This is a genomic window from Devosia sp. (assembly GCF_035944845.1).
Taxonomy (GTDB): domain Bacteria; phylum Pseudomonadota; class Alphaproteobacteria; order Rhizobiales; family Devosiaceae; genus Devosia_A.
The window spans coordinates 20231-43380 of record NZ_DASZAW010000054.1 but is presented as its reverse complement, the minus strand read 5'-3'; the positions used below and the strand labels follow the sequence as shown (position 1 = coordinate 43380).

The window sequence follows — 23150 nt, the reverse complement described above, 5'->3', positions numbered from 1 at the left end:
TATACATTCCGCATTTCGGCGTTGCAAGGCGTGGCAGGCCCCTATAACAGCGAGTTGCGCCCACCGAGTGCGGAGACGGGACATGCCCATGGGTCTGCTCGACAAGACGACCATCAGCATCCAGGTGGCACAGGAGTTGCGGCGGCGCATCCTGACTGGCCACTACCCGCAAGGGATCAAGCTGCAGCAGGAGCAGATTGCCGCCGAGCTCGGGGTCAGCCGCAGCCCGGTGCGTGAGGCGCTCGGCCAGCTGGAGGCCGAAGGGCTGGTGGTGCTGACGCCGCAGAAGGGCGCCCAGGTCTCGCCGATCTCACGCGACGAGATCGCCGAACTGTTCGAGCTGCGTCTTTTGGTGGAGCCGCATCTCATCGCCCTCGCCATTCCCGAAATGACCGAAGCCGACCTCAACAAGGCCACATCGATCATTTCGGAGATGGCCGATATCAGCCTCGACGGCTGGGGCGACGCCAACTGGCGGCTGCACGAGGTGCTCTACGCCCCGGCCGGACGGCCGGGCATGCTGAAGCTGTTGCGCCGCACCCACGAGACCATCGGCCGCTATATCCGCATGCAGGTGATGGCCACCAACGGCCGCGCCGACGCCCATCGCGAGCACAAGCTGATCCTCGATGCCTGCCGGAAGCGGGATGTGGACAAGGCCGTGGGGCTGTTGCGGGAGCACATCGAGAGCGCGGGACGGCTGCTGCATCCGGCAGGCTAGAGCGCACCATCTGCTCCCCTCCCCCCGCGATGCATCCGGCCCGACACAGCGTCGCCCTCGCGCCCGAAGCTCCATTGCGGGACGAAGACAACCACCCCCCGTCAGAGCGGCGGCCGCCAGGTGATGTGAAAGCCCTGCTGCGACAGCTCTTCCAGCGCAGCGCTGGACACGGTGACGCCGGGATCGATGTTGGGGCGAATGGTTGCGAGGTAGCGCCAGCGATCGGCGCCCGGATGGGCCGGCAGCCGGCCGACCGAGCCGAACGGCATCAGCAGGAACGGGCTCGGCTGCTGCGCCGAAGCGCTCGAAGTGAACACATCCAGTCGCGACACCGCGCGGCGACGCCCCGGCTCTTCGGAGAGGCGCGCGCGGCTCACGCCGTTCCACCCGGTACGGCCACGACGACTACGGCGCCGATGATCACGGCCCAGGTAACGGCAGAACATCCGGCCGCGGTCAGCCAGCCTTTGGCGCGATTTGTCATGCCTGGCAGGCGCCGCGATTCCGGTGAAGCGATGCTTGCCGAAATCGGTGCAATTGCACCTTCCACAGCGATGGGCCCCGTATTCCACCGTTCTATGCACACGACGATCACAGGTCACGCCACCCTCGGGATCAGCCAGGGCTTCGGCAAGGCCCTGTATCGCCTGGACGTACGCCTGCAGCTAGCAAGCGCCGCCCGCCGGCCCGCCGATCGGGATGGCGAGGCCGCCCTTGATCTCGTGCTCCATGGTCGTCGCACCGTAGACGCCGGAATAGTTCACGGTCATCCGCATGCCTGAGGTCGGGCAGGTCATCATCATGCCGACATCGAGCTTGGCGCGCAGTTCGTCGAACGGCTCGATGATCTCGATTGGCGGCAGCCCCTCAGGCGCTGCTTCGAACTGCGTCTCGGCGACCCACTGGTTCTGCATCGGCGACCACTGCAAGCCGCCGCGGATGAAACCGGTGACCACGAAGCCGTTGTCGAGTTCGCTGGTGAGCCGCAGTTCGGCCCCCGGCGTCAGCGTGACGAAGGCCTGGGTCATCTCGGGATAGGTAAGATTGGCGAGGCCCACGCCGGTCTCGGTGCGCTCGGGCGTATGCAGCAGGTGGCCATCGATATCGAGCATGCCGATCGCCTGGGCCCCGCTGGTGGTCTCCGGCGTGGCGTAGCTGAGGCGCAGGCGCGGGTTGAACGCGTAGATCTGCGCATCCGACACCGCATAGCCGTCGATGCCCTCGAACGCGATGGTTTTGTCCGAGAAGGCCGGCAGCTCGCCAACCTCGGCGACGCCGGTGGCGATACCATCGAAGCTCGAATAGGTCTGCTCGAAGCCATCGACCTGGACATGGCGGGAAGTCTCGACACTGCCGAGCGAGCCGGCGGCGACGAGGCCGACGCCGAACCCGCCATTGCGGTATTCGGCCGAGACGCTCGCCTGGTAGATCTGCCCTTCCAGGCGCGACAATGCCAGCCCGTTCCGCTCCTGGGCCGAGGTGACGTGATCGAGGCCGACGCCGAAGCCGACATTGAAGTTGTCGTTGACGGCAATATCGCCACCGGCGGTCAGCGATGCCCACTGATCCTCGGAGGTCGGACTGTCGTTGACGACGCCACGATTGTACTGACCCCCGGATGCTGTCCCCCACAGGCACACCAGTTTGTCGGCGTCGCGGGTGGAAAAACTGTCCTCGCAGCCAGAGATGGTGCGATCGAGGAATTCGGTGGCGCGACGATCGGCCAGCTCGAAGATATGGGCGGCCTGGTGCGGTGTCAGCGTGGTGACCGCGTCGCCGAGCGCTTCGGCATCGGGCTGCAGGCGAAGCAGGTTGATCAGGTAGTTGAACGGATCGTCGATGCCGATCGCCTGTTCGATATTGTCGAGCCCCTCGCCCATCCGCCAGACGTTCGGATCGGTGGTGCCGGAGGCCGGATCCTGCAGCAGATCGAGGATGGGCGGCTTTTCGGCCAAGAGCACCAGGTCGGCGCCCTGCACTTCGGCGCTGAAGATGAAGCCGACGGCCGGCGGCGTCAGGGTCGGGGTGAAGCCGTTGTCGGTCATGCCGCCATCGGCATGGGCGATAACATAGCCGGCATTGGAGAAGGCCTTGTTGATCGACAGCAGCAGCAGCGGCCCCTCGCCGGCGAAGGCGGCGGCGCCGGTCATATCCATCAGGTCGGTGACCAGCGCCGGGGTGTTCTGCGCGTTGAGGTCGATATCGATGTAATAGGCGCCGGTGGCCGTCTGGTCGAAATCGCCGGTGACATCGGTTTCGTTGACCCGGGCGCGATCGCCGGGCGACAGCAGGCCCTGGTTGCTGAACAGGTTGCCGGCGCCGAGGATGATGCTGGCATCGGTGATGAACAGGCCGCCACTCTGGTTGGTGAGGCTGTTGTTGCCGCCGCCGAGATCGACATTGCCGATGATGTTGCTGGTGCGGGTGCCGCCGACGAGGTGGTTGTCATTGGCGCCGGCAGGCAGGCGCGCCAGGTTGGTGACCGCATCATTGCCGTCGCCACCGAGGATCGCCATGCCGTTGAGCAGTGGCAGGCCGGAGCCCAGGAGGCTGCTCTGGGCATAGAGCGTGCCGTTGCTGGTCAGCGCGTTGTTGAGGCCATCGGCGATCTCTACAGCCGCGCCCGAACCGTGCGCGGCCCAGATCAGCCCGACACCATTGCCGGTGGGCGCTGCTTGATCGACGCTGAGGATGACGTTGCCGTCCGTGCCACCGGCGCCCGCGGCGCTCTGGCCGAAGATACCGACGCTGCTGGCGCCGGCGACGACGACGTTACCGGTCTGGGTGACGGTGACCGTCGAAGCGTTGCCGAGCCCGCCGACGCTGCCGGCAAACGGTCCGTCGCCGGCGGCGAGCAGCGTTGTGCCGAACATGCCGTTGCCGACGATACCGCCGCCGCCGCCGATCGACTGCGCCACGATACCGTGCGCGCCGAACCCGGCGGTGCGGACATCGCCATTGGAATTGACGATCACGGCGGCGCCGCTGCCGCCACCACCACCACCCGCGGCAATGGTGATGGGGGTCAGCGAGAAGCCGTCCTGGCCGAGCACCGTGCCGCCGCTATAGACGCCGGTGAGGCCGCCGCCGCCACCGATCGACTGCGCAACGATGCCGAAGGCGCCGGCGCCGGTGGTGGTGACGCCGGTGGCCGTGGCGGTGAGCGCACCGCCCTCGCCGCCCACGCCGCCGATACCGCTGCCGATGGTGATGGTGGTGCCCCCGGCGATGGTGACGCCGTCAACGAACACGACGTTGGCGATACCGCCGCCGCCGCCGATCGACTGCGCCACGAGGCCGTGGCTCAGCGCGCCGTTGGTGGTGAGTTGCGCCTCGGCCGTCACGGTGGACGCCGGGCCGCCATTGCCGAAGAAGGTGCCGTCGCTGAGCTGGCTGCCGCCGAGCACGATGTCGAGTGCCTCGGCGCTATTGGTCACCGTGCCGACCGTGACGTTGCCGACACCGCCGCCACCGCCGATGGATTGGGCGACGATGCCGATGGCGTTGTGGTTGGTGGTGGTGACGGTGCCCTCGGCGGTCATGTCGAAGCCGCCGCCGCTGCCGGTGCGGTTGAACCCGACGCCCGCCGAGTAACCGCCGACGCGGATGAGGAAGCTGTCCTGGGGAGGCAGCGCCGGATTGAGGACCAGCGCATCGGCGACGAAGCCATTGACGCCGCCGCCGCCGCCGATCGACTGCGAGATCAGGCCGATCGAGCCCAGGCCGTTCTGGATGGTGGCGAGCGTATTGTAGTTGGTCTGCTGCAGCAGGGCATCGCCGTTGAGCGAGCCGTTGCCGCCGTTGATGATTTCGACATCGCTGCCCGAGAACAGCAGCTCGTCGAGGATCACCGTCGCTGCCACGCCGCCGCCGCCGGCGATCGACTGAGCCACCATGCCGAAGGACAGTTCGCCCTCGGTGATGTTGGTTTCGCCATTGATGGTGACGGTGACCTTGCCCTTGCTGCCATCGATGGGAATGAGCGAAATGAGGTCGCAGGTATCGGGCGGCTCCGGGCAGCCGGCGCCGAGGCCGACCTTGATGCCGCTGGAGCCGTCGCCACCATCGCCGATGCCGAGCGAGAAGCCGCCCCAGCCGCCACCGCCGCCGATCGACTGCGCCAGGACGCCGGACGAGTTGGCCATGGCGGTATGGATGGAGCCGGTGCTGGTAACGGTGACGTCGCCGCCATTGCCGCCCTTGCTGCCCGAACCGCCGACGACGTTGTCGACCCCGCCGCCGCCCAGCGCGATGGCGCCGGCAAAGCCGCCCGAGCCACCACCACCGCCGACCGATTGCGCGAACACGCCGACCGAGTTCTGGCCGGTGACGTTGATGGTGCCGGTGTTGACGACTGTCACCTGCCCGCCGGCACCGCCTTCGCCACCGCTGCCGCCGACGCTGCCGGTGGCGCCGGTGCCGCCATCGCTCAGCGTGCCGGCGATCGAAAAGCCGCCGGTACCGCCACCGCCGCCGATCGACTGCGCAATGATGCCATGCGAGAAATCGCCGCTGGTTTCGATGACCCCGGCGTTGAGCACGTCGACCTGGCCGCCGGCGCCACCACCGCCGGCATCGCCGCCGACGGAGTTCTTGGCGCCATCGCCGTCGGATTCGAGCGTTGCCGCGATCGAGAAGCCTCCGCTGCCGCCACCGCCGCCGACGCTTTGCGCCAGGATACCGGCGGCATTGTTGCCCTCGGTGGTGATGGTGCCGTAATTGTCGACCTTTACCTGGCCGCCGATCGACGCCACGCCGCCACCGCCGCCGCCGACATCGTTTTCGGCCGAGCCGTCGATCGCGAGGCTCAGCCCACCGGCAAAACCGCCGATGCCCCCACCGCCGCCGATCGACTGGGCCAGGACGCCGACCGAGCCTTCGCCGCGGGTATGAATGTGCGGCACTCCCAGTGCGCCCGAATTGCCGATAATCACTTCGACATAGTTGCCGGCGCCGCCGCCGCTGCCATCGCCACCGACGCTATCGACCTTGCTGTCGGCCTTCATCGAGAAGCCGGCGCCGATCGAGAAGCCGCCGAAGCCGCCGCCGCCGCCCACCGACTGCGCCAGCACGCCATGCGACAGCGCGCCGTGCGTATCGATATCGGCGTTGACCGCAACGCGAACCTCGCCGGCCCCGCCCGCCGCGCCGCCCTTGCCGCCGGTCGAGTCCGCCGAGCCATCGCCTTCGACCGAAACCCCCGCGGCCACCGAGAACCCACCGGCGCCGCCGCCACCGCCCACGGACTGGGCGAAGATGCCGATCGACTTGTCGGCGCGCGTGGTGATGGCGCCGTTCGAGGTGACGGTGACGTTGCCGCCGGTGCCGCCGAGGCTGCCCTTGCCGCCGGTCGAGTTGGCAGCGGCATCGCCCTTGAGCGAGAACACCGCCGTGCCGGAGAAACCTGCCGTGCCGCCACCGCCACCGATCGACTGGGCGAGGATGCCGTGCGAGTTGAGCCCCTTACCTTCGGCGCCGCCAGTGTCGATTACTGCATTGCTGACGACGACGACTTCGCCGGCGTTCTTGGCCGTGCCGCCGGTGCCGCCGACCGAATTGCCATAGGCATCGCTCTCGAGCGAGAACGCCGCAGCAATGGAGAAGCCGCCGGTACCGCCACCACCCGCGACGCTCTGCGCCAGGATGCCGTGTGACTGCTCGCCCCGCGTGGTGATGCTGCCGTTGATATCGACGACGCTGACTTTGCCGCTGATGCCGCCATCGCCGCCGCTGCCGCCCATGGAGGACGCGGCGGCAATGGTCTTGATGGAGCCCGCAGCGCTGATCGAGAAGCCGCCGGTGCCGCCGCCGCCACCAACCGACTGCGCCAGAATGCCGACCGACTGATTGCCGGTGGTGAGGATGTTACCGGTATGGCGCACCGTTACATCCTGGCCATCGCTGCCGGTGCCGCCAGCACCACCGAATGAAGCTGCCGCGGCAGCGCCGCTGAGCGAGAAGGCGAGCGACCCGGCAAAGCCGCCGGTGCCACCGCCGCCGCCGACGCTTTGCGCAAAGATGCCGTGCGAGAAGGCGCCGGTGGTGCCGATCGTGCCGGTATTGCCGACCTCGACCACGCCGCCGCGCGACCCGTCGCCGCCGGTGCCGCCGAAGCTCATATTGGCGTTGGCGCCCTGCATCGAGAAGGTGGCGCTGGCGGCAAAGCCGGCATTGCCGCCGCCGCCGCCGACCGATTGCGCGACGATGCCGCTCGAGAAGCTGCCGCGCGTCTGAATGCCGAGCGGATCGGCGACATTGCTGGTGACCTTGACGCCCTGGGCGAAATTACCCGTACCGCCATCGCCGCCGAAGCTGAGGCCGACACCGCCGACGATGCCGCCGGCCGCCGCGACGGAGAACCCACCGGTGCCGCCACCGCCGCCGATCGAACTGGCAAGGATACCGTTGGATTGGGTGCAGGCGTCGCAACCGACGCTGATGCGCGCCGCATTGCTGACCTCGACGATGCCGCCCGAGCCGCCGGCGCCGCCCTTGGCGCCGAAGCCGACGGCGAGGCCGACGCCGGTGCCGACGGCAGCCGAGATCGCAAAACCGCCGCGACCGCCACCGCCGCCGATCGATTCAGCGACAATGCCGGAGGAGAACGAGCCATTGGTGATGATCGCCCCGTTGGCGCCGACAAAGACATCACCGCCGGCGCCACCCGAGCCACCCGAGCCGCCGAAGGCCAGCGACACGCTGCCATAAAGCCCACCCGAGGCGGCTATGGCGAAGCCGCCATTACCGCCGCCGCCGCCGACGCTCTGCGCCAGGATGCCGACAGAGCGATCGCCGTTGGTCTCAATGGTCGAGGCGCTGAACGGGCCGCGATTGACGTCGACATTGGCCGCCCGGCCACCCGGACCGCCGGTGCCGCCGAACGCCATGGCGACGAAAGCGCCGACCGCAACGGTGTTGCCGCCATTGCCACCGCCGCCACCGACGCTCTGCGCGAAGATGCCGGCGGCATCGAGGCCACTGGTGGTGATATTGCCGGAGTTGGTAACGCCGACGAACTTGCCTTCGCCGCCCGCCGCGCCCGCGCCGCCGATCGAAACGAGGCCGCCCGAAGCGCCGCCATCACCGCCGCCGCCACCCACCGACTGGGCGAAGATGCCGCGCGAGAACTGGCCGCTCGCCGAGAGCGTGCCGCTATTGGTGACGCGGACCTCGCCGCCGGTGCCGCCGCTGCCGCCTTTGCCACCGATGGAAACGAGCCCGCCGGAGACACCACCGCTGCCGCCGCCGCCGCCGACACTTTGCGCAAAGATGGCATCGGAGCGCTCGCCATTGGTGGTGATGGCCTGCGAGTTGGTGACGCCGACATTGCCACCCGCGCTCGTCGCGCTGCCCGAGCCGCCGACGGAAACCAGCCCACCCGAGTCGCCGCCATCGCCGCCGCCGCCACCGATGCTCTGGGCGTAGATGCCCTTGGCGTTGATGCCCGCGGTATGGATGTTGCCCGCACCGTTGTTGGTGACGGTGACGGTGCCGCCGGCGCCACCGACCGAGCCGCCCGCGCCGAGCGAGATCAAACCGCCGGAGGATCCGGCCGAGCCGCCGCCGCCGCCGATCGACTGCGCCAGGATGCCGTGCGAGCCGTTCTGCTTGGCGTCGATGATGCCCTGGTTGTTGACGATGACGGTGCCGCCCGGCCCGGCGCTTTCGCCGTTGCCGCCGAACGACACGAGGCCGCCGCCGCTACCGCCACCGCCACCGAAGCCGCCGACCGACTGCGCGAGGATGCCCACCGAGTCGATGCCATCGGTGAAGATGTTGCCGAAGTTGTCGACGGTGACATCGCCGCCCGGGGCAGCCCGGCCACCGCCGCCGGATTCGGCCCAGACGCCCCCGGCGCTACCACCGGCGCCGGCATGCCCGCCGGTGCTCTGGGCCACGATGCCGTTGGATTTGGAACCCGACGTGGTGATGGTCGAGTAGGAGGTGACGTGAACGGTGCCGCCGCCGGCGGCGTTGCCGCCATTGCCGGCGATCGAAACACCGCCGGTGAAGTTGCCGCCGATGCCGCCATTGCCACCCACGCTCAGCGCCAGGATGCCATTGGCATTGTTGTCGTTGGTGGTGATGTCGCCCCGGCTGGTGATGGTTACCGGGCCGCCGGTCGCGCCGTCGCCGCCCCGCCCGCCGCTGCCGCCGACGCCGCCGCCATTGCCGCCATTGCCCCCATCGCCGCCAAAGCTGATACCGACCACGCCATGCGCACCATCACCTATCGTGGTGATCGCGTGCGGTCCGACGGTGCCGTTGAAGTCGATCGTCACCGAGGGAGCGCCGCCGCCGTTTGCGGCATTGTCGCCGTCGCAGGCGACGACGATGAAGGTGCAGCCGGCGCTGCCCTGGTCGGTGCCCTGTCCGACCAGCCGGACGCCGGCAATACCGGAGCCGGGGGTGATATTGGCGGTGAGGTTGTTGACGTTGAGGGTGGTGTATGGGTCGGGCGGGTTGTCGAAGCTGACGCCTCCCGCAACGTTGCCGGTACAATCGACAACCCCCGGAGCGCCCGGAACACACGCTGCCTGCGCCTCGGTGGGCAGAGCGACGACGACCATGGCGGAGAGGATCGTAAACGCTGCGATCGACAGGCAGGCCGGCCAGACCCGACGCACGCGCCGTGGGACCAACCGTCGCCGCAGCGACAGCAACAGCGCCACCACCATGGCCAATGGGGGCCAAAGGTTCCGGGTTTTCGTCAACACGTGAGGAACGGATGCTCGGCCCGCTCCAACCCTTCGCGATCGCATGTCGCACCGGCTGTTACAGATTGCTGACCGAATACGAGCAGGGCCGGACGACACACATCCAGTACTTTCTGGTTTTCGACTCGATGCTAGGCCGTTGATTCTGCTATATTCGGATTCGAATGTTTACCACTGTTGCAAACCTGCTTCAGTCAGAAAATACCAAGTGTGTGAAAGCGTACCATGAGTTGCAGAATATATATCTACTCTATGATGGCAACTTCGTCGCACGAAGGCCAGCTTAGCCATGATCGCGACTCAGAGACGACCAACAGTAAGTATCCGCAGCCACGCTGGACCGGCATGATGGGATGCAGTACTACTTTGGCCGCCTCGACAATTCGGGTTACCGCCATGCAACAACGTTCGCAGCCGATAAGATATGCCGCGCTTTCCGGCGCCATTTTGTTGTCCATGCTCAGTGGAACGCCCAGCTTGGCGCAGGAGGCCGCGGCGCCGCAGGCTCCGCCCCCGGCGCCCTGGGGGGCGCGGTGCGCCAGCGAAGCGCGTTCGAGCGCGCTCGACTGCGTGGTCGAACAGCGGGTGATCGTCAGCAATACCGGCCAGCTGCTTGCGGCGGTCTCGGTGCGCATCCCGCCAGGAGAGGCGACCCCGGCGATGATGATCCAGACGCCGTTCGGGCTTTATCTTCCCGCTGGCGTAAAGGTGGCGATCGACGGCACCGGCTTCGGCGATCTGCCACTGCAGACCTGCGACGGCAGCGGCTGCTATGCCGGCCAGGCGGTCTCGCCCGAACTACTGGCCGCGCTGAAGAGCGGCGTCACCCTGTCGATCACCGTGCAGGACGCGGCGCAGCGCGACATCACGGTGCCGGTGTCGCTCAACGGGTTCACGGCGGCGTACGATAAGATCCAGTAGTTCAAGGGCCGGCGCCGGGCGCCGACCCCTTTCAGCTCGTCGGGCAGACCCCGATTACAGCACGTCGGCCGAGACCGAAGCGCGGAACGGCGCGGTCGGGCTCGCCAGTGGACGCAGCGCATCGATCGCGGTGCCCTCATCGCCGAACGGGATCGAGATCCCGAGCTTCACGGTATGGGTGGTGTTGGACTCGTCATCCTGGTCGAAGGCGTGCATGCCTTCATAGGAGGCGACGAGGTTGAGGTAAGCGGCGGCGAATGGAAGCGTGCCTATGATGACTTTTTCAAGGGCCGAATAGGTGAGCGATATCTGACACCCATCAGGCTGCTACAGAACGAACGCGGCAGAGGCGAAGGATTCTCCATCGTTTCGATCCAGTGCGCATTGATTGAGTTTCTTGCGGCCAACGAACGTGGCTTCAGATACGAACATGGCAAGCCAGATGATTACGCCAATTTCCGGTACTCCGGCAGCGGGAAACTTTTCAGGGAATCTATCGTCGGTGTGCCTCCTTTTTCCGGATTGTTCAACGAGGGGCTCGCCGTTGAGTTTTACACGCATGTCAGGTGCTCACTCCTGCATGAAGCGGGCACGACCGGCGGCTGGAAAATCAGGACAAGGCAGCATCAGACCATAGACATGGCGACCAGGACACTCTGCCGTGACGGTCTGCAGATGGTGATCGACACCTACTGTCAGGAATACGCTGCCCGGCTCCAGAAAGATGCCGGGCTCCAACAGGCCTTCATCCGTAAGTTCCAGTGGATGGCAGACGATGCGACGTGACCGGCGGTTACATAGTTATGGAAAAGCTCTTCACAGCAGTCACTTAACGCCTTTTTTCTTTCGGACCACTGCATCGTTTCGCTAGTATCTCCCTTGAGGAGGATGCGGCCCTTGGTCGAAATCAAACGTCCATTGAAGAGGTCATTTGATCATGTGGATACCCACGTGGTGTTCATCCATGGTCTTGAGGGCGACCTCGAAGGTACGTGGACTTCGGGCGAAGGGTCTGATGCTGAATTCTGGCCTTACTGGCTCGAGGAAGAGCTTCCGAACGTTGCTGTCTGGAGCGTTGGTTACCCTGCATCGCGATCCAGATGGCTAGGGGGAATTGCGATGGCACCGGAGGATCGCGCAGAGCACATCCTTCAACGCCTCCTTTCAGAGCCGGAACTCGCAAATGGCACGGTCATTCTCGTCGGTCACAGCATGGGCGGCGTTATCATCAAGGAGATGCTTCGTCTTTCTTGAGGACAAGGGTGACTTTCTCGATAGGTCTGACAATCTGCGGCAGATCTATGCATGGTCACTGTACCGTCTGGGTGAGGTAATCCGTGCCAGGGACGCGCTGGCGCCGTTGCTTGCCAAACGGAATAGCCCGAATGATCACGCCCTGCAGATCAATGTAGCGATCACCTCTGGAGACTGGGGTTCACTGGCGGCCCTGGTCGAGAAGGTATGGAATGACAGGGCGGACCGATCAGCGACGGATCTTCTGCAGGCGGGTCAGATCGGAGCAATCATCGGCTCACCCAGAACGCAGGCACTTGTCCACGAGGCTGTCACGAAGAGCCCATCGGACGCTTCAGTTCTGGTGACCGCCTACCACACCGCAGTTTCGGGTGGATGGGAGGACAATGAAGCCGTCAATAACTGGCTGAGAACGGCGATGGAGGCATCGGACGGACAGGAAGGCGCGCCACTGCAGCGCATGCCCTTCGACGATCTGATGAACATGCGCCCGGAATGGGAGCGCTTTGAAAGCGAAACATGGAATCAGCTTTCGAAGGGCCAGATGCCACTGTTCGTTGCAGCAATGAGGCTGAACCGGACCACAATCAGCATGTTGCTGACACCGGCCCTGGCCAACCTACATGAGAGTGATCCCCGAAAACGCGGCCTGCTGCCGACATTCAGCGGGAGGGCCGCTGCATCCATCGCTCCAGCCCGGGCGCCCGGGGGCATCGTCCCTCAGAGTGCTGCCCGAAGCGCTCCTGATCAGACAACGATAGCCCTTGAAGCATCGTCACTGCTCGTTTTGTCATTTATTGGCCGACTCGGTCTCGTGATTGAGCGGTTCCGGCAGATTGTCATTCCCCACTCCACGCTGCGCTGGCTGATCGGCGAACGTCAGCGAACCGAATTCCATCAGCCATCGCAGGTAAGTAGTGCCCACGAACTGCGGGACCTGCTTTCACAGGACGCTTACTTCATCGTCGATGCCATAGGTCGTCCGGATTCGAATCTTACGGACGACGTTGGAGAAGAGCTGGCGATACTTCTGGAGACCGCGCGCACCCTCGACCAGGAGGCAATCCAGAAGGTTGTTATAAGGCCGGGGCCCGTACATAGACCGGCGTCCCTGATGAAGGAAAATGCCGACCTTTCGGCATTCAGTGACGTGCTATGCGCATGCGGCGATGTAGTCACTGCGCTTCTGGCACAGGGACAACTGACAGACGAAGAGGCCGCAAGGGCAAGAGACTATCTCGATCTTCACGAAGTTCCGTGGGAGCACACGCCTTCAATACGCGCTGGTGCCACGCTACTGCTTGATGATCTGGCGATATCCACACTTCAGCATCTGCGTCTCATAGACAGGCTGGGCGTTGCGGGCTTCCGGATTGGCATCCCCAGAGGTTATGCGGAACGCGTTGACGCACTGATCCGCCATGAAACCTATGCCAATGAAACAATCGAACATATCGAGGCGATAAGGGCGACGCTCGCTGAGGGCATTGCATCGGGAAAGGTCAGGGTAGGCCCGGAAGCCGCTGATGAAGATGAAGAAACGGCACGTGTGGCACAGCACCCGACTGCCGGCGTCTTCGGGCTCGCGCCGCTGGTTGATCTCATCATTGTTGATGATCGTGCCCTGAACCAGTTCGCCAACGTGAATGCGGATGGCCAGGTCATCCCTGTTGGCTGCACGCTTGATCTTCTGGAGATGCTTGAACGTAGTACCGCCATCAGCGCGTCGGAACGCACTGAAGCCGAGACACGACTCCGGCGCGCGGGCTTTCAGATGATGCCGCTTCGCCTGAACGAGCTGGTTCGCCTCGTAAACGCGGCCCCCATCCAGAACGGTGAAATACAGGAAACTGCACACCTCAAGTCGATCCGGGAAAGCATCGAGCGCCTGAGAATGACTGACATGCTGCAGCTTCCGCCTGATCAGCCGTGGTTTGATAGTCTGCTCATGACAGTGCGTGAGAGCGTACGGACCCAATGGAACGACGAGATTGATGATGCAACCGCCCGCGCGCGGTCGGATTGGCTTCTGGGGCTGTTGCACATGCACGGATGGTCGCACAGGTTCGATGCGGCCAATGACCGTGACGCAATCATCAACCGGTATCGGTTGATGTCCTGGCTCATCATTTCTCTACCGCTGATCAACATCGGCGAATCCCTGCGGCGTTATTCGGCATGGATGGAGAGCACGTTGATCGAGCAGATGCGCTCGTTTGATCCCGCATCACTTGATGCCCTTGTTGAACAGGTCAGAAACTACATCGAGGCATTTGCCGAACAGCTTGATCAGAGGAGGGACGATGACAATCGAGGAGCGTAAGGCCATCGTTCGTGAGCTTCTGGGCTACTTCCCGGACACGGTCATTGACCGTCTCACTCTTGATCGCGCATTCCGCAATCGCAATGACCTCCGTACCGTGGCGACCATGAGTTTTGCGGGCGTGGATGTGTCGTTCCCGAGGAACGAGCTCATGCGGGCGGTTGGTCGGGTTTTCCACGAGGGATCTGCGCCGGAGAACGTGACAGATAACACCGGCGGTGTCTGGCAATTGGCGTTCGATGCCGAGGCGGGTGAGCCCGTTATGACGAAAGGCGATCAGCGCGTGCCGTTGGGACGCCTGTGGTACGTGGCAGTAGATGACACGACCCGACGCTCCATGCTTGAGCGAACGTTCAGCGAGAATCGTGCTGAAGGTGCCGATCTGGACCGCTGGCGCACGCTACTAACGGAAGGCCCGATTGATCTCGAGGATATCGAGGCTTTCCATGAAGATGTCGCGCGCACACCAACGCAGGTGGTTCTCGACATACGCACGGGGATGGCAGAAGGAAGTTCGACTCAGGAGTCTCTCACACCGAGAGGACTGCACTACTATGAGCGCCTGATAGGTGCCCATGGAGCCGCGACTACCCTGACATCCTTTTCGGAGGGACCCGCACGGGATCATGTCACTTCATTGCTGACGTGGAATGCGGAAGAGGGACTCCGTCAGGCGCTCCTCTCAGGATCGCAATCCAGCCTGACGCCTGCGCTGCCGGACGACTTTGATCTCAACTTGCTGCAGCGCGTGATTGCCTGGGCGGCTGCGCGTGGGGACCGTATCTCCCAGACGTCAGCGTTTGAGCTTGGCATCAGGTATCTCAGGGATCGGCCCGAGCTGATGCCATCTCTCGTCTCGATCGCTACCCAGATCAGGGATGATGATCCAGCAGATGAGAATGGCCGCCTACTTCTGTTGTCCAATCTATTCATATTCGTGGATGGGTCATTGGCGCACCTTGGATATCTCAGGAGTGTTCCTCCTTACTGGCGTCGCATCGCAGCGATTGCGCAGGCTTCGATGATTGAAAGAGAGTACGTGCGCGGAGGGATTTCGCCTGCCACCTCTACAAGGTGGATGAATGGCGGTCGTGGGACACCGTTCTACCTTCAGAACTCGATTGATGGGCGCCTTGAGCCGCGCTGGTTGCCTGATTTCGCGACACCACATCAGTGGAAACAGGAACTTGCCGGCAGGCTTGTCGCAGCAGCTGCCCTGCACTCTGATGCGATCGACGGAACACCTCTTGCACCTCTCGTCCTCTCAGATGGTGAGGGCAGTCTCCGTGCCGCATTCGAGTTTCCGTTCGCGTATCTGCCGGGGCCCGTTGAGGGTGGCCTTGACCGAATGATTGAAGCACCTCCCGAATTCGAGGCTTTGGTTCGCGAGAGCGTCTCGGTTGACGCGACCAGTCCGGAAGCTTTCAACGCCCTGGTCAACACCTGCCTTGTCTTCCGCACACCACCAGAACTGGCTCAGAAGGCGGCGGAAGCAATCAAGGCCGCGAAGTACCGCATACGGGACAACGCAGGCACTGGCCAGAATTTCGCGATACTGAGCGGACTTGCGATGGTTGCCGCCGTGACACGCAGCCAAGACCTTGCACGCGAAGTTCGAGTGCTCAACCGTGTTGCGCTGAGACGGGTCAACAGCGATCTTGATATCATCCAGTCATTCCGGATCGGCATGATCGCATCGAACGCGTTCGCTGATCTCAATGAGTGGCGCGGATTTGCCGGGGAGTGGGTAACCGAACTTGCGTTCAGCGACATGGATCGAGCGACTGCGTTGCAGTTGCATGGGCTTGTCGAAGTGCTGTGCGATCTGGAGCCAGCTCTGTGGGCAACGCTTTCAAGGGCGGATGCTGCACTTTCATCGTATATCAACTCAGTTCAGCCGGCGTGATTACACGTCAACCTCTGTCATACCAGCGTAAAGCGCCGCAAGACCGCCGGGCTTGATCCGGAACTGGCTGCGTCGCTTCTGCACGGGCTTTGAGCTGGAAGCCTGTTTCAAGCTTCACTGCGGGGTCGTAATGGACGACGCCATCCGCAATCGCGGCGAGTAAACGCAGGAAATCGGTGCCTTCACCCAGACGGACCCGGCCGCCATAGCGGTATTCGCGGGCAGGATCAGTCCTGCATTCAGCCGGCACATACACTGCCTGCGCATGCTTCCGGTTCCAGAGCGTGGCAAGGGTAGTGAAGCTACATTCGGCGGCCACGATGCCGTCATCGCTGACAAGGGCGAGCGACCCGTTGGTCTCAACCAGCTCATGCCTCGCGTGATCATATCCCTGAAGCTTAAGCGTGAGCCCCGTGACGTCAGTGCGAACACCAGCCCGGTAGATGCCGCCGAAATTGATGCGATCCTCGCGGCCCTTACGGTCGGCATATCCAAACCGGCGCAGGAACGCCTCCACACCATCCGTACGATAGAAGCCACCTGTGGGCTCCGGCGTCATCAGCGTCACGGCCTTCGATGCAGATGACTGGGCGAACGAGTCTACCTGGCCGGCCTTCACCTCCCAGCCGTGGAAATCCGGCTCGGCGAACCCATTGCGCGGCACCCCAAGCTCAGCCTCAAGCGTATAGCCGACGCACTGTGACGAGTTGCACGCAACGAAACTGCCATCGGAGGTCAGCGACTTTGATGTGATCCAGTCGAGCTGGTGAATGCGGCCAAGCTCACGGATGAGCCTTTCGCGCGGGGGCAACTCCTTGTTAGAGCCGAGCGGCACCTTGAAGAAAGCACCGGTCTGCTCAAGGTTTTCCAGCGAGTGAAGTTCGCGTTCAAGCTGGCTTCCGGCAGAGCAGGCCCATGCAATGATCTCGCCGAATGGCGTCGTACCGAGGAATAGGACGCGGCCCGCATCGCGTGATGCCATGATCGTGCTGGGTGCATTGCGGGTGCCGAGCAGGAAGCCGGAAAGGCGGATCTCGGGATACTGCGGATAAAGGATGATCTGCTCACTCGGTGCGCGCATTTCTCGATCGTCTTGAATGTGCGCCGGAAAGAGGTTTTCGAACCCCAAAAACCACCATGCCTTTCAGCATGTTAGGAGACGTTATTCGCCCTTTTGAAGCTATGGCGGTGGATGTAGTCACCTGCGAAATCGTCTGGGCCACTCAACCAGCGCTACGCGCCGCTACCGTGGAACGAAAGCTGTTGAAACTAATAGGTGTTTTGTTTTGCGGCGCTGAGCGAAGCTCTCTGACCGCACCTCAGCCAGGCGGGCTATCAGACTGTCCACTCAGGATAAACGCCGTGCCACTCCTAGCGCTTGCGCACGAACTCAGTGCGCAAGACGAGGCCCTTGATCGCGTCGTGCCGGCAGTCGATCTCTTCAGGGTTGTTAGTCAGCCGGATCGACTTGATGACCGTGCCCTGTTTCAGGGTCTGACCCGCACCTTTGACCTTGAGATCCTTGATCAGGACCACCGAATCCCCATCGACCAGCACATTGCCGGAAGCGTCGCGCACTTCGACAGCATCGGCCTGCGTCGTAGCGGCCACTTTGGAAGCCGGGCGCCACTCGCCGGTCACGTCGTCGTAGACGTAGTCGTCATCAGGATTCGTCATGTGCGTCCTATCGCAGGCAAAGGGGTATGTTGCCAACCCCAAGGATGCCGCGATGGTGGTCGCGTAGCCGACAATCTGGCCTGACCGGCAGTGCTTCCTCGGTCCTGTTGCCAGTACGCGCCGGCGATGCTTGGCCGGGTGCTCGTCCTTGGCAGCGAACAGCCGTGACGATCTTAGGCCGCTCCGGTCCAGAGTAGTGAATGCGGTTCTACCTTCACGGGTAGGACACCGTGGGCCCAGCCGTTCTGCCTTGAGGTCACTCGCCTCCGGGTGACACGCCTAGACCGACAGGAGGCGCGGCCGAGTTGGATGGTGCTGTGAACCGCCTCGCCATCGTCGATGCCACCTCAACGCTGGCTCTTGGGTGGAAACTGGGTCCGTCTAGGTCATCGCCGGAATTCGATAACGTGCGCTTACATATTGATCGGGTGCGGCGAATTGCTCGAGCACTACACCCGCTGCATGATCTTTTGCCCTTCCATTTTGGCGGTTTAGGTCGCTATTGTTGTCCTACTTTGATGCCCGCCTTCGCCTTCCCCTCAAGAAGCCACAAATGACAATCGAGCCTCTGGGCCGCCAACGCAGCCGCTTCAGCCTGTTGCGAACCACTGCCGCGCATCGGCGTTCGGGCGTCACCGATTTGATACTTGCGACCGTCCTGGCTTTTGTCGCTGGCGCCATCAACGCGGGCGGCCTCCTAGCCATCGGCCAGTACACGTCGCATGTCTCCGGGATCGTGTCAGCGATAGCGGACAATCTGGTGCTGGGTGTGTTCGGCGCCATGGGAGCAGGAGTCGTTGCACTGTTGGCCTTTGCTGCAGGCGCGGCCTCTTCGGCAATCCTGATCAACTGGGGCAGGAGAAATTTCCGCACCAGGCAATACGCCTATCCGCTTGTCCTTGAGGCTGTCTTGCTGCTGGCTTTTGGGGCGCTGGGATCGGCGAGCAGCGTAGTGCCTCAGTTAATCGGACTGGCGGCACCGTTGCTCTGCTTCATCATGGGGCTGCAGAACGCGACAATCAGCAAATTGTCCGGTTCGAGGATAAGGACGACTCATGTAACCGGCATGGTCACGGACATCGGTATCGAGATCGGCAAAGCACTCTATTGGAACCGCGATCTCAGCGCTCCGGAGTCACTGCGAGTGAAGGCCGACCGCAAGAAGCTAGGAACGCTCGCGCGCATCCTGGGAATGTTCCTGCTGGGTGGGATCATCGGTGCCTTGGGTTTTGCTCATCTTGGGTACGTCTCCACGGTACCGTTCGCCGCTCTCCTCCTGGCGCTGTCGGTGCCGCAGTTCAATGACTCTCGACGTCGGCGAGTGCGAATGGTGGTCGGACAGCGTCTCGTCTCACCCATTGATCGTCCTGTCGACAGCTGAGGACGAGCCGCTCGAACCGACAGCCGAGCAAGCCACCTGGTCCGGGTGGCTGCTTGGTGCAGCCGACGGGCCTGCGGGCGTGTCCCACCTAGTCAGGGCAACGTCGTGTGCGCGTCGCCTGACTGCCCCAGGCCACCCGGGCAAGACGCTCGTTGCAAATACCCGATCTATCGCGTTGATGTATGTCCAGTCGCTCGATAATCTACATGTTCAGAACATCAGTCCTTGGATACCTGACGTCCCATTGCACATTGCAATACCGATTGCTGCCATCTAGCCTAGCATCGAGGTCCGATCGTGATCACAGCCGCGCAGCTGAGGGCCGCGAGAGCCCTGTTGGGGATCGACCAACGCGCCCTTGCCGCGTTGTGCGGACTTTCTGTGCCGACCATCCAGCGCATGGAGGCCAGCGAGGTGATGATACGCGGCAATGTCGACTCGCTCGTGAAATTGATGACCGCGCTCGAGCATGCCGGCATCGAGCTGATCGCGCCAGGCGCGGCGAGCCTGTCAGGTGGCCGCGGGGTACGGCTGAGGGGAGAGACTGTCACCCCCTGGGTCCACAGGCGGCGCGAAGACATGGATCTCCCGAGCGGCAGGTGGCGGGCGTGACGGGCCCCGTTGCGCTGTCGCTCTGGTGCGTCGCCGCCTTGCTGGTGACGTCGGCCGCTGCCATTGCCCTTAGTCGATTCCGAGTGGCGACCGGACTGATCTACAGCACAACTGCAGTCATCTCCGCGATGGCGCTGCTCACTGCCCTCGGGCAACTCCTGGATGCGACCCATGGCGCCCCGATCTTGACACTGCCGCTCGGACTGCCCTGGATCGGCGCCAACTTCCGCCTCGACGCGCTCTCGGCGTTCTTCCTGCTCGTGGTCAACCTGGGCGGTAGTGTGGCGAGCGTCTTCGGCCTCGGCTACGGTGCGCACGAACCTGAGCCAGCGCGGGTGCTGCCGTTCTTTCCTGCCTTTCTTGCCGGCATGAACCTGGTGATCCTCGCCGATGATGCCTTCAGCTTCCTGATCTCCTGGGAGTTCATGTCGCTGAGCTCCTGGGCACTGGTAATGGCCCATCACCGCGAACCGGGAAACGCCCGAGCCGGCTACATCTACCTGGTGATGGCAAGCTTCGGCACCCTGGCGCTTCTGCTTGCGTTCGGCCTGCTGGCGGGTCCGGACGGACAATACGGGTTCGAGGCTATCCGCGCGGCGCAACACGGCCCGTTCGTCGTCACCATGGTGCTCGGGCTCATGTTGCTGGGGGCCGGATCAAAGGCAGGACTGGCTCCACTCCACATCTGGTTGCCGCTTGCCCATCCGGCGGCGCCGAGCCACGTCTCCGCTCTGATGAGCGGAGTGATGACCAAGGTTGCCATCTACGGCTTCATCCGGGTGATCTTCGATCTTGTTGGCGAGCCGGCATGGTGGTCTAGCATCGTCGTGATGTTCATCGGCGGAGCCACGGCGATCCTGGGTATCCTATCGGCGCTGATGGAGAGAGACATCAAGCGTGTCCTCGCCTATTCGACCATCGAGAACATCGGGGTGATCTTCGTGAGCCTCGGGCTGGCGATGGCTTTCGAGGCGAACGGCATGAAGCTCGCGGCGGCGTTGTCGCTCTCGGCGGCGCTATTCCACGTCCTGAACCACTCTCTTTTCAAAAGCCTCCTGTTCTTTGGCGCCGGCGCGGTGCTGACGGCGACGGGCGAGCGCGACATGGAAAAGCTTGGCGGCCTCATTCACCGCATGCCGGTCACCGGCGTCGTCTTCCTTGCCGGGTGCCTGGCAATCTCGGCATTGCCGCCGCTCAATGGCTTCGCTTCGGAATGGTTGATGTTCCAGGCAATTCTCCAGAGTCCGGACCTGCCCCAGTGGGGGCTAAAGCTCATGATGCCGGCAATCGGAGGGATGTTGGCGTTCGCCGCCGCCCTTGCCGCTGCAACTTTCGTCAAGGTCTATGGAACCATGTTCCTCGGCCGCCCGCGCAGCGCGGCAGCGGCGGAAGCGCCCGAGGTCGACCGTTTTTCCCTCGCCGCCATGTTGGCGCTGTCCGGGCTTTGCCTGCTCGCCGGCCTCCTTCCGGGGCTGGTGATCGATGCCCTCGCCCCGGTAACCGAGGCGCTGCTCACCAGTCGCCCGCCGCTGCAGGCGCAAATGCCCTGGCTGTCGCTGGTCCCCATCGCCGAGAGTCGCAGTTCCTACAACGGCATGCTGGTCTTTTCCTTCATCGCCATTTCCGCGGGGCTCGCTGTCTTCGTCATCCACCGCTTCGCCTCGCGCGCGGTCCGCCGTGGTCCGGCCTGGGGCTGCGGCTTCCCCAGTGTGACCGCCGACATGCAGTATTCGGGGAACAGCTTCAGCCAGCCGATACGGCGGGTCTTCGGTTCGCTGGCGTTCCGGGCTCATGAGGAGATCGACATGCCCGCGCCCGGTGACACGCGCCCGGCACGGCTGACGGTCACGATGCGAGACCTGGTCTGGGACTGGGTCTACTCCCCCATCGTCCGGATCGTGAACTATACCGTCACCCGGCTCAACGTCCTGCAGTTCCTGACCATCCGGCGCTATCTCAGTATCGTCTTCGGCGCCCTCGTCACCCTGCTGATGGTGCTCGCGTTTTGGCCCTGATCATCGAAATACTCATTCAGGGACTGCAGATGGCAGTGGTGCTGCTGCTCGCCCCGCTGCTCACCGGCATCGTGCGCAAGGTCAAGGCGCGCCTGCTGCGCCGGCGGGGCGCGTCGGTGTTCCAGCCCTATCGCGACCTCCTCCGACTGCTGCGCAAGGAGGTGGTGCTGGCCGACAACGCCTCGTGGCTCTTCCGCACCACGCCTTACCTGATCTTTGCCGCTACCTGGGTCGCCGCAGCGCTTGTCCCTACCTTCGCCACCGGCCTCTACTTCGCCTGGAGCGCCGACCTGATCGCCATCACCGCGCTGGTCGGCAGCGCTCGCTTCTTCCTGGCGCTCGCCGGCATGGATGTGGGCACCAGCTTCGGCGGCATCGGTTCCAGCCGTGAAGTACTGATCGCCTCGCTGGCTGAGCCCGCAATGCTACTCATCGTTTTCACGCTCGCGCTAGTCGCCGGATCAACGCAACTCTCCACAATCGCCGCGGTGATGGCTTCGCCTGCCGTCGGCCTGCGCGTATCACTCGGCATGGTGCTTGTTGCGCTGATCATGGTGGCCATCGCCGAGAATGCCCGCATCCCGGTCGACAATCCGGCAACCCACCTTGAGCTCACCATGGTGCATGAAGCCATGGTGCTCGAATATTCCGGCCGTCACCTCGCCATGATCGAGTTCGCCGGCGCGCTGAAGCTGCTGCTCTATGTCTCGCTGATCGGCTGTGTCTTCGTGCCCTGGGGGCTGGCGCCGCCTGGGTCCGGAGTGAGCGCCCACCTTCTGGGCTTCGTCAGCTACCTGGGAAAGCTCCTGGTTGGCGGCATTCTTCTGGCCGGGTTTGAGACGGCTATCGCCAAGATGCGCGTGTTCCGCGTTCCGGCGTTCCTGGGGGCAGCCTTGATGCTCGGACTGCTTGGTACGCTGCTGTTGTTCGTCTCGAGGAGTCTGTGATGGGTAATCTGGTCTTCGATACGGCACACCTTCTTGCGGGGGGGCTCGTGCTGGTGAGCTTCATGATGCTCTACCAGGATCGGCTCTACGCGCTGCTCAATCTCTTCGCCTTGCACGCCCTGGTGCTTACGCTTTCGGTGGCCTGGCAGGCATATGTGCAGGATGCGCCCCATCTCTATGTCACCGCGGCAATCGCCCTGATCTTCAAGGCGATCATCATTCCCGTGGCGCTACACCGCATCATCCGTCGCCTCGGCATCCATCGCGAGATCGAGACGGCGGTCGGCGTCGGCCTCACCATGCTTGCGGGCATTGGTCTCGTGGCGCTGTCGATGGCCGTAATGCTGCAGGTCACCTCGGCCGTCGATCCGCTGGCGCGCGAGGACCTGGCCTTCGCGCTGTCGGTGCTGCTGCTCGGTCTGCTGATGATGGTCACGCGGCGCAACGCCGTCAGCCAGGTGGTCGGCTTCATGTCGCTCGAGAACGGGCTGGTGCTGGCGGCGACCGGCGCCAAGGGGATGCCGCTGGTGGTCGAGATCAGCGTCACCTTTTCGATCCTCATCGCCTTCATCGTCATCGGCATATTCCTGTTTCGTATCCGCGAGCGGTTCGACACCGTTGATGTCGAGGCCCTCGACGAATTCCAGGGCGACCGCCGGTGAACCCGTTCCCGTTC

The 23150-nt window shown here is 63.7% G+C and carries 16 protein-coding genes; 11 read left to right on the top strand and 5 right to left on the bottom strand.

Going from position 1 to position 23150, the window contains the following annotated elements:
• Nucleotides 1-82 precede the first annotated feature (82 nt).
• A complete protein-coding gene (locus tag VGV07_RS09280; RefSeq protein ID WP_326868415.1) occupies nt 83-721 on the top strand; it encodes a GntR family transcriptional regulator in 639 nt (212 codons plus the stop codon).
• 101 nt (nt 722-822) lie between these two features.
• Here VGV07_RS09280 and VGV07_RS09275 read toward each other — a convergent pair whose 3' ends face one another.
• The gene (locus VGV07_RS09275; protein ID WP_326868414.1) at nt 823-1098 is read right to left on the bottom strand and encodes a hypothetical protein; all 276 of its coding nucleotides are present in this window, start codon (nt 1096-1098) and stop codon (nt 823-825) included.
• A gap of 288 nt (nt 1099-1386) precedes the next feature.
• Nucleotides 1387-9405, bottom strand: coding sequence for an autotransporter outer membrane beta-barrel domain-containing protein (locus VGV07_RS09270; RefSeq protein ID WP_326868413.1), 8019 nt, complete (start codon nt 9403-9405; stop codon nt 1387-1389).
• A 510-nt stretch (nt 9406-9915) separates the two neighbouring features.
• Between VGV07_RS09270 and VGV07_RS09265 the strand changes: the two genes are divergently transcribed.
• On the top strand, nt 9916-10359 hold the full coding sequence (locus VGV07_RS09265; RefSeq protein WP_326868412.1) for an invasion associated locus B family protein: 444 nt from the start codon (nt 9916-9918) through the stop codon (nt 10357-10359).
• A 54-nt stretch (nt 10360-10413) separates the two neighbouring features.
• On the opposite strand, the gene VGV07_RS09260 is transcribed toward VGV07_RS09265, so the two are convergent.
• Complete coding sequence (locus VGV07_RS09260; protein ID WP_326868411.1) at nt 10414-10575, bottom strand: hypothetical protein; 162 nt, start codon at nt 10573-10575, stop codon at nt 10414-10416.
• Between VGV07_RS09260 and VGV07_RS09255 the strand changes: the two genes are divergently transcribed.
• From VGV07_RS09255 to VGV07_RS09240, 4 genes are all read left to right on the top strand, one after another.
• A complete protein-coding gene (locus VGV07_RS09255) occupies nt 10570-11145 on the top strand; it encodes a hypothetical protein (RefSeq protein WP_326868410.1) in 576 nt (191 codons plus the stop codon). The genes VGV07_RS09260 and VGV07_RS09255 overlap by 6 nt on opposite strands.
• 111 nt (nt 11146-11256) lie before the next feature.
• The gene (locus VGV07_RS09250; protein ID WP_326868409.1) at nt 11257-11613 is read left to right on the top strand and encodes an alpha/beta fold hydrolase; all 357 of its coding nucleotides are present in this window, start codon (nt 11257-11259) and stop codon (nt 11611-11613) included.
• Nucleotides 11543-13936 (top strand): PIN domain-containing protein, encoded by a 2394-nt coding sequence (locus VGV07_RS09245; protein WP_326868408.1) that lies wholly within the window; start codon nt 11543-11545, stop codon nt 13934-13936. The genes VGV07_RS09250 and VGV07_RS09245 overlap by 71 nt, the downstream gene beginning before the upstream one ends.
• Entirely contained in the window at nt 13917-15842 is a 1926-nt protein-coding gene (locus VGV07_RS09240; RefSeq protein ID WP_326868407.1) for a hypothetical protein, read from the top strand. Before VGV07_RS09245 ends, VGV07_RS09240 begins: the two co-directional genes overlap by 20 nt.
• A gap of 7 nt (nt 15843-15849) precedes the next feature.
• On the opposite strand, the gene VGV07_RS09235 is transcribed toward VGV07_RS09240, so the two are convergent.
• Nucleotides 15850-16971, bottom strand: a complete 1122-nt coding sequence (locus VGV07_RS09235; RefSeq protein ID WP_326868406.1) for an MvaI/BcnI family restriction endonuclease — start codon at nt 16969-16971, stop codon at nt 15850-15852.
• A gap of 242 nt (nt 16972-17213) precedes the next feature.
• Nucleotides 17214-17519: an alkylphosphonate utilization protein gene (locus VGV07_RS09230; RefSeq protein ID WP_326868405.1), complete on the bottom strand. Its 306-nt coding sequence runs from the start codon at nt 17517-17519 to the stop codon at nt 17214-17216.
• Nucleotides 17520-18072: 553 nt separating this feature from the next.
• Here VGV07_RS09230 and VGV07_RS09225 point away from each other — a divergent pair.
• The 5 genes from VGV07_RS09225 to VGV07_RS09205 all read left to right on the top strand — a co-directional run bounded on the left by VGV07_RS09225 (nt 18073) and on the right by VGV07_RS09205 (nt 23136).
• Entirely contained in the window at nt 18073-18900 is an 828-nt protein-coding gene (locus VGV07_RS09225; RefSeq protein WP_326868404.1) for a YoaK family protein, read from the top strand.
• 297 nt (nt 18901-19197) lie between these two features.
• Entirely contained in the window at nt 19198-19512 is a 315-nt protein-coding gene (locus VGV07_RS09220) for a helix-turn-helix domain-containing protein (RefSeq protein ID WP_326868403.1), read from the top strand.
• Nucleotides 19509-21527, top strand: a complete 2019-nt coding sequence (gene hyfB / locus VGV07_RS09215) for a hydrogenase 4 subunit B (protein ID WP_326868402.1) — start codon at nt 19509-19511, stop codon at nt 21525-21527. The genes VGV07_RS09220 and hyfB overlap by 4 nt, the downstream gene beginning before the upstream one ends.
• 29 nt (nt 21528-21556) lie before the next feature.
• Nucleotides 21557-22474 (top strand): respiratory chain complex I subunit 1 family protein, encoded by a 918-nt coding sequence (locus VGV07_RS09210; RefSeq protein WP_414649933.1) that lies wholly within the window; start codon nt 21557-21559, stop codon nt 22472-22474.
• Entirely contained in the window at nt 22474-23136 is a 663-nt protein-coding gene (locus VGV07_RS09205) for a hydrogenase-4 component E (RefSeq protein ID WP_326868400.1), read from the top strand. The genes VGV07_RS09210 and VGV07_RS09205 overlap by 1 nt, the downstream gene beginning before the upstream one ends.
• The last annotated feature ends 14 nt before the right edge of the window (nt 23137-23150 follow it).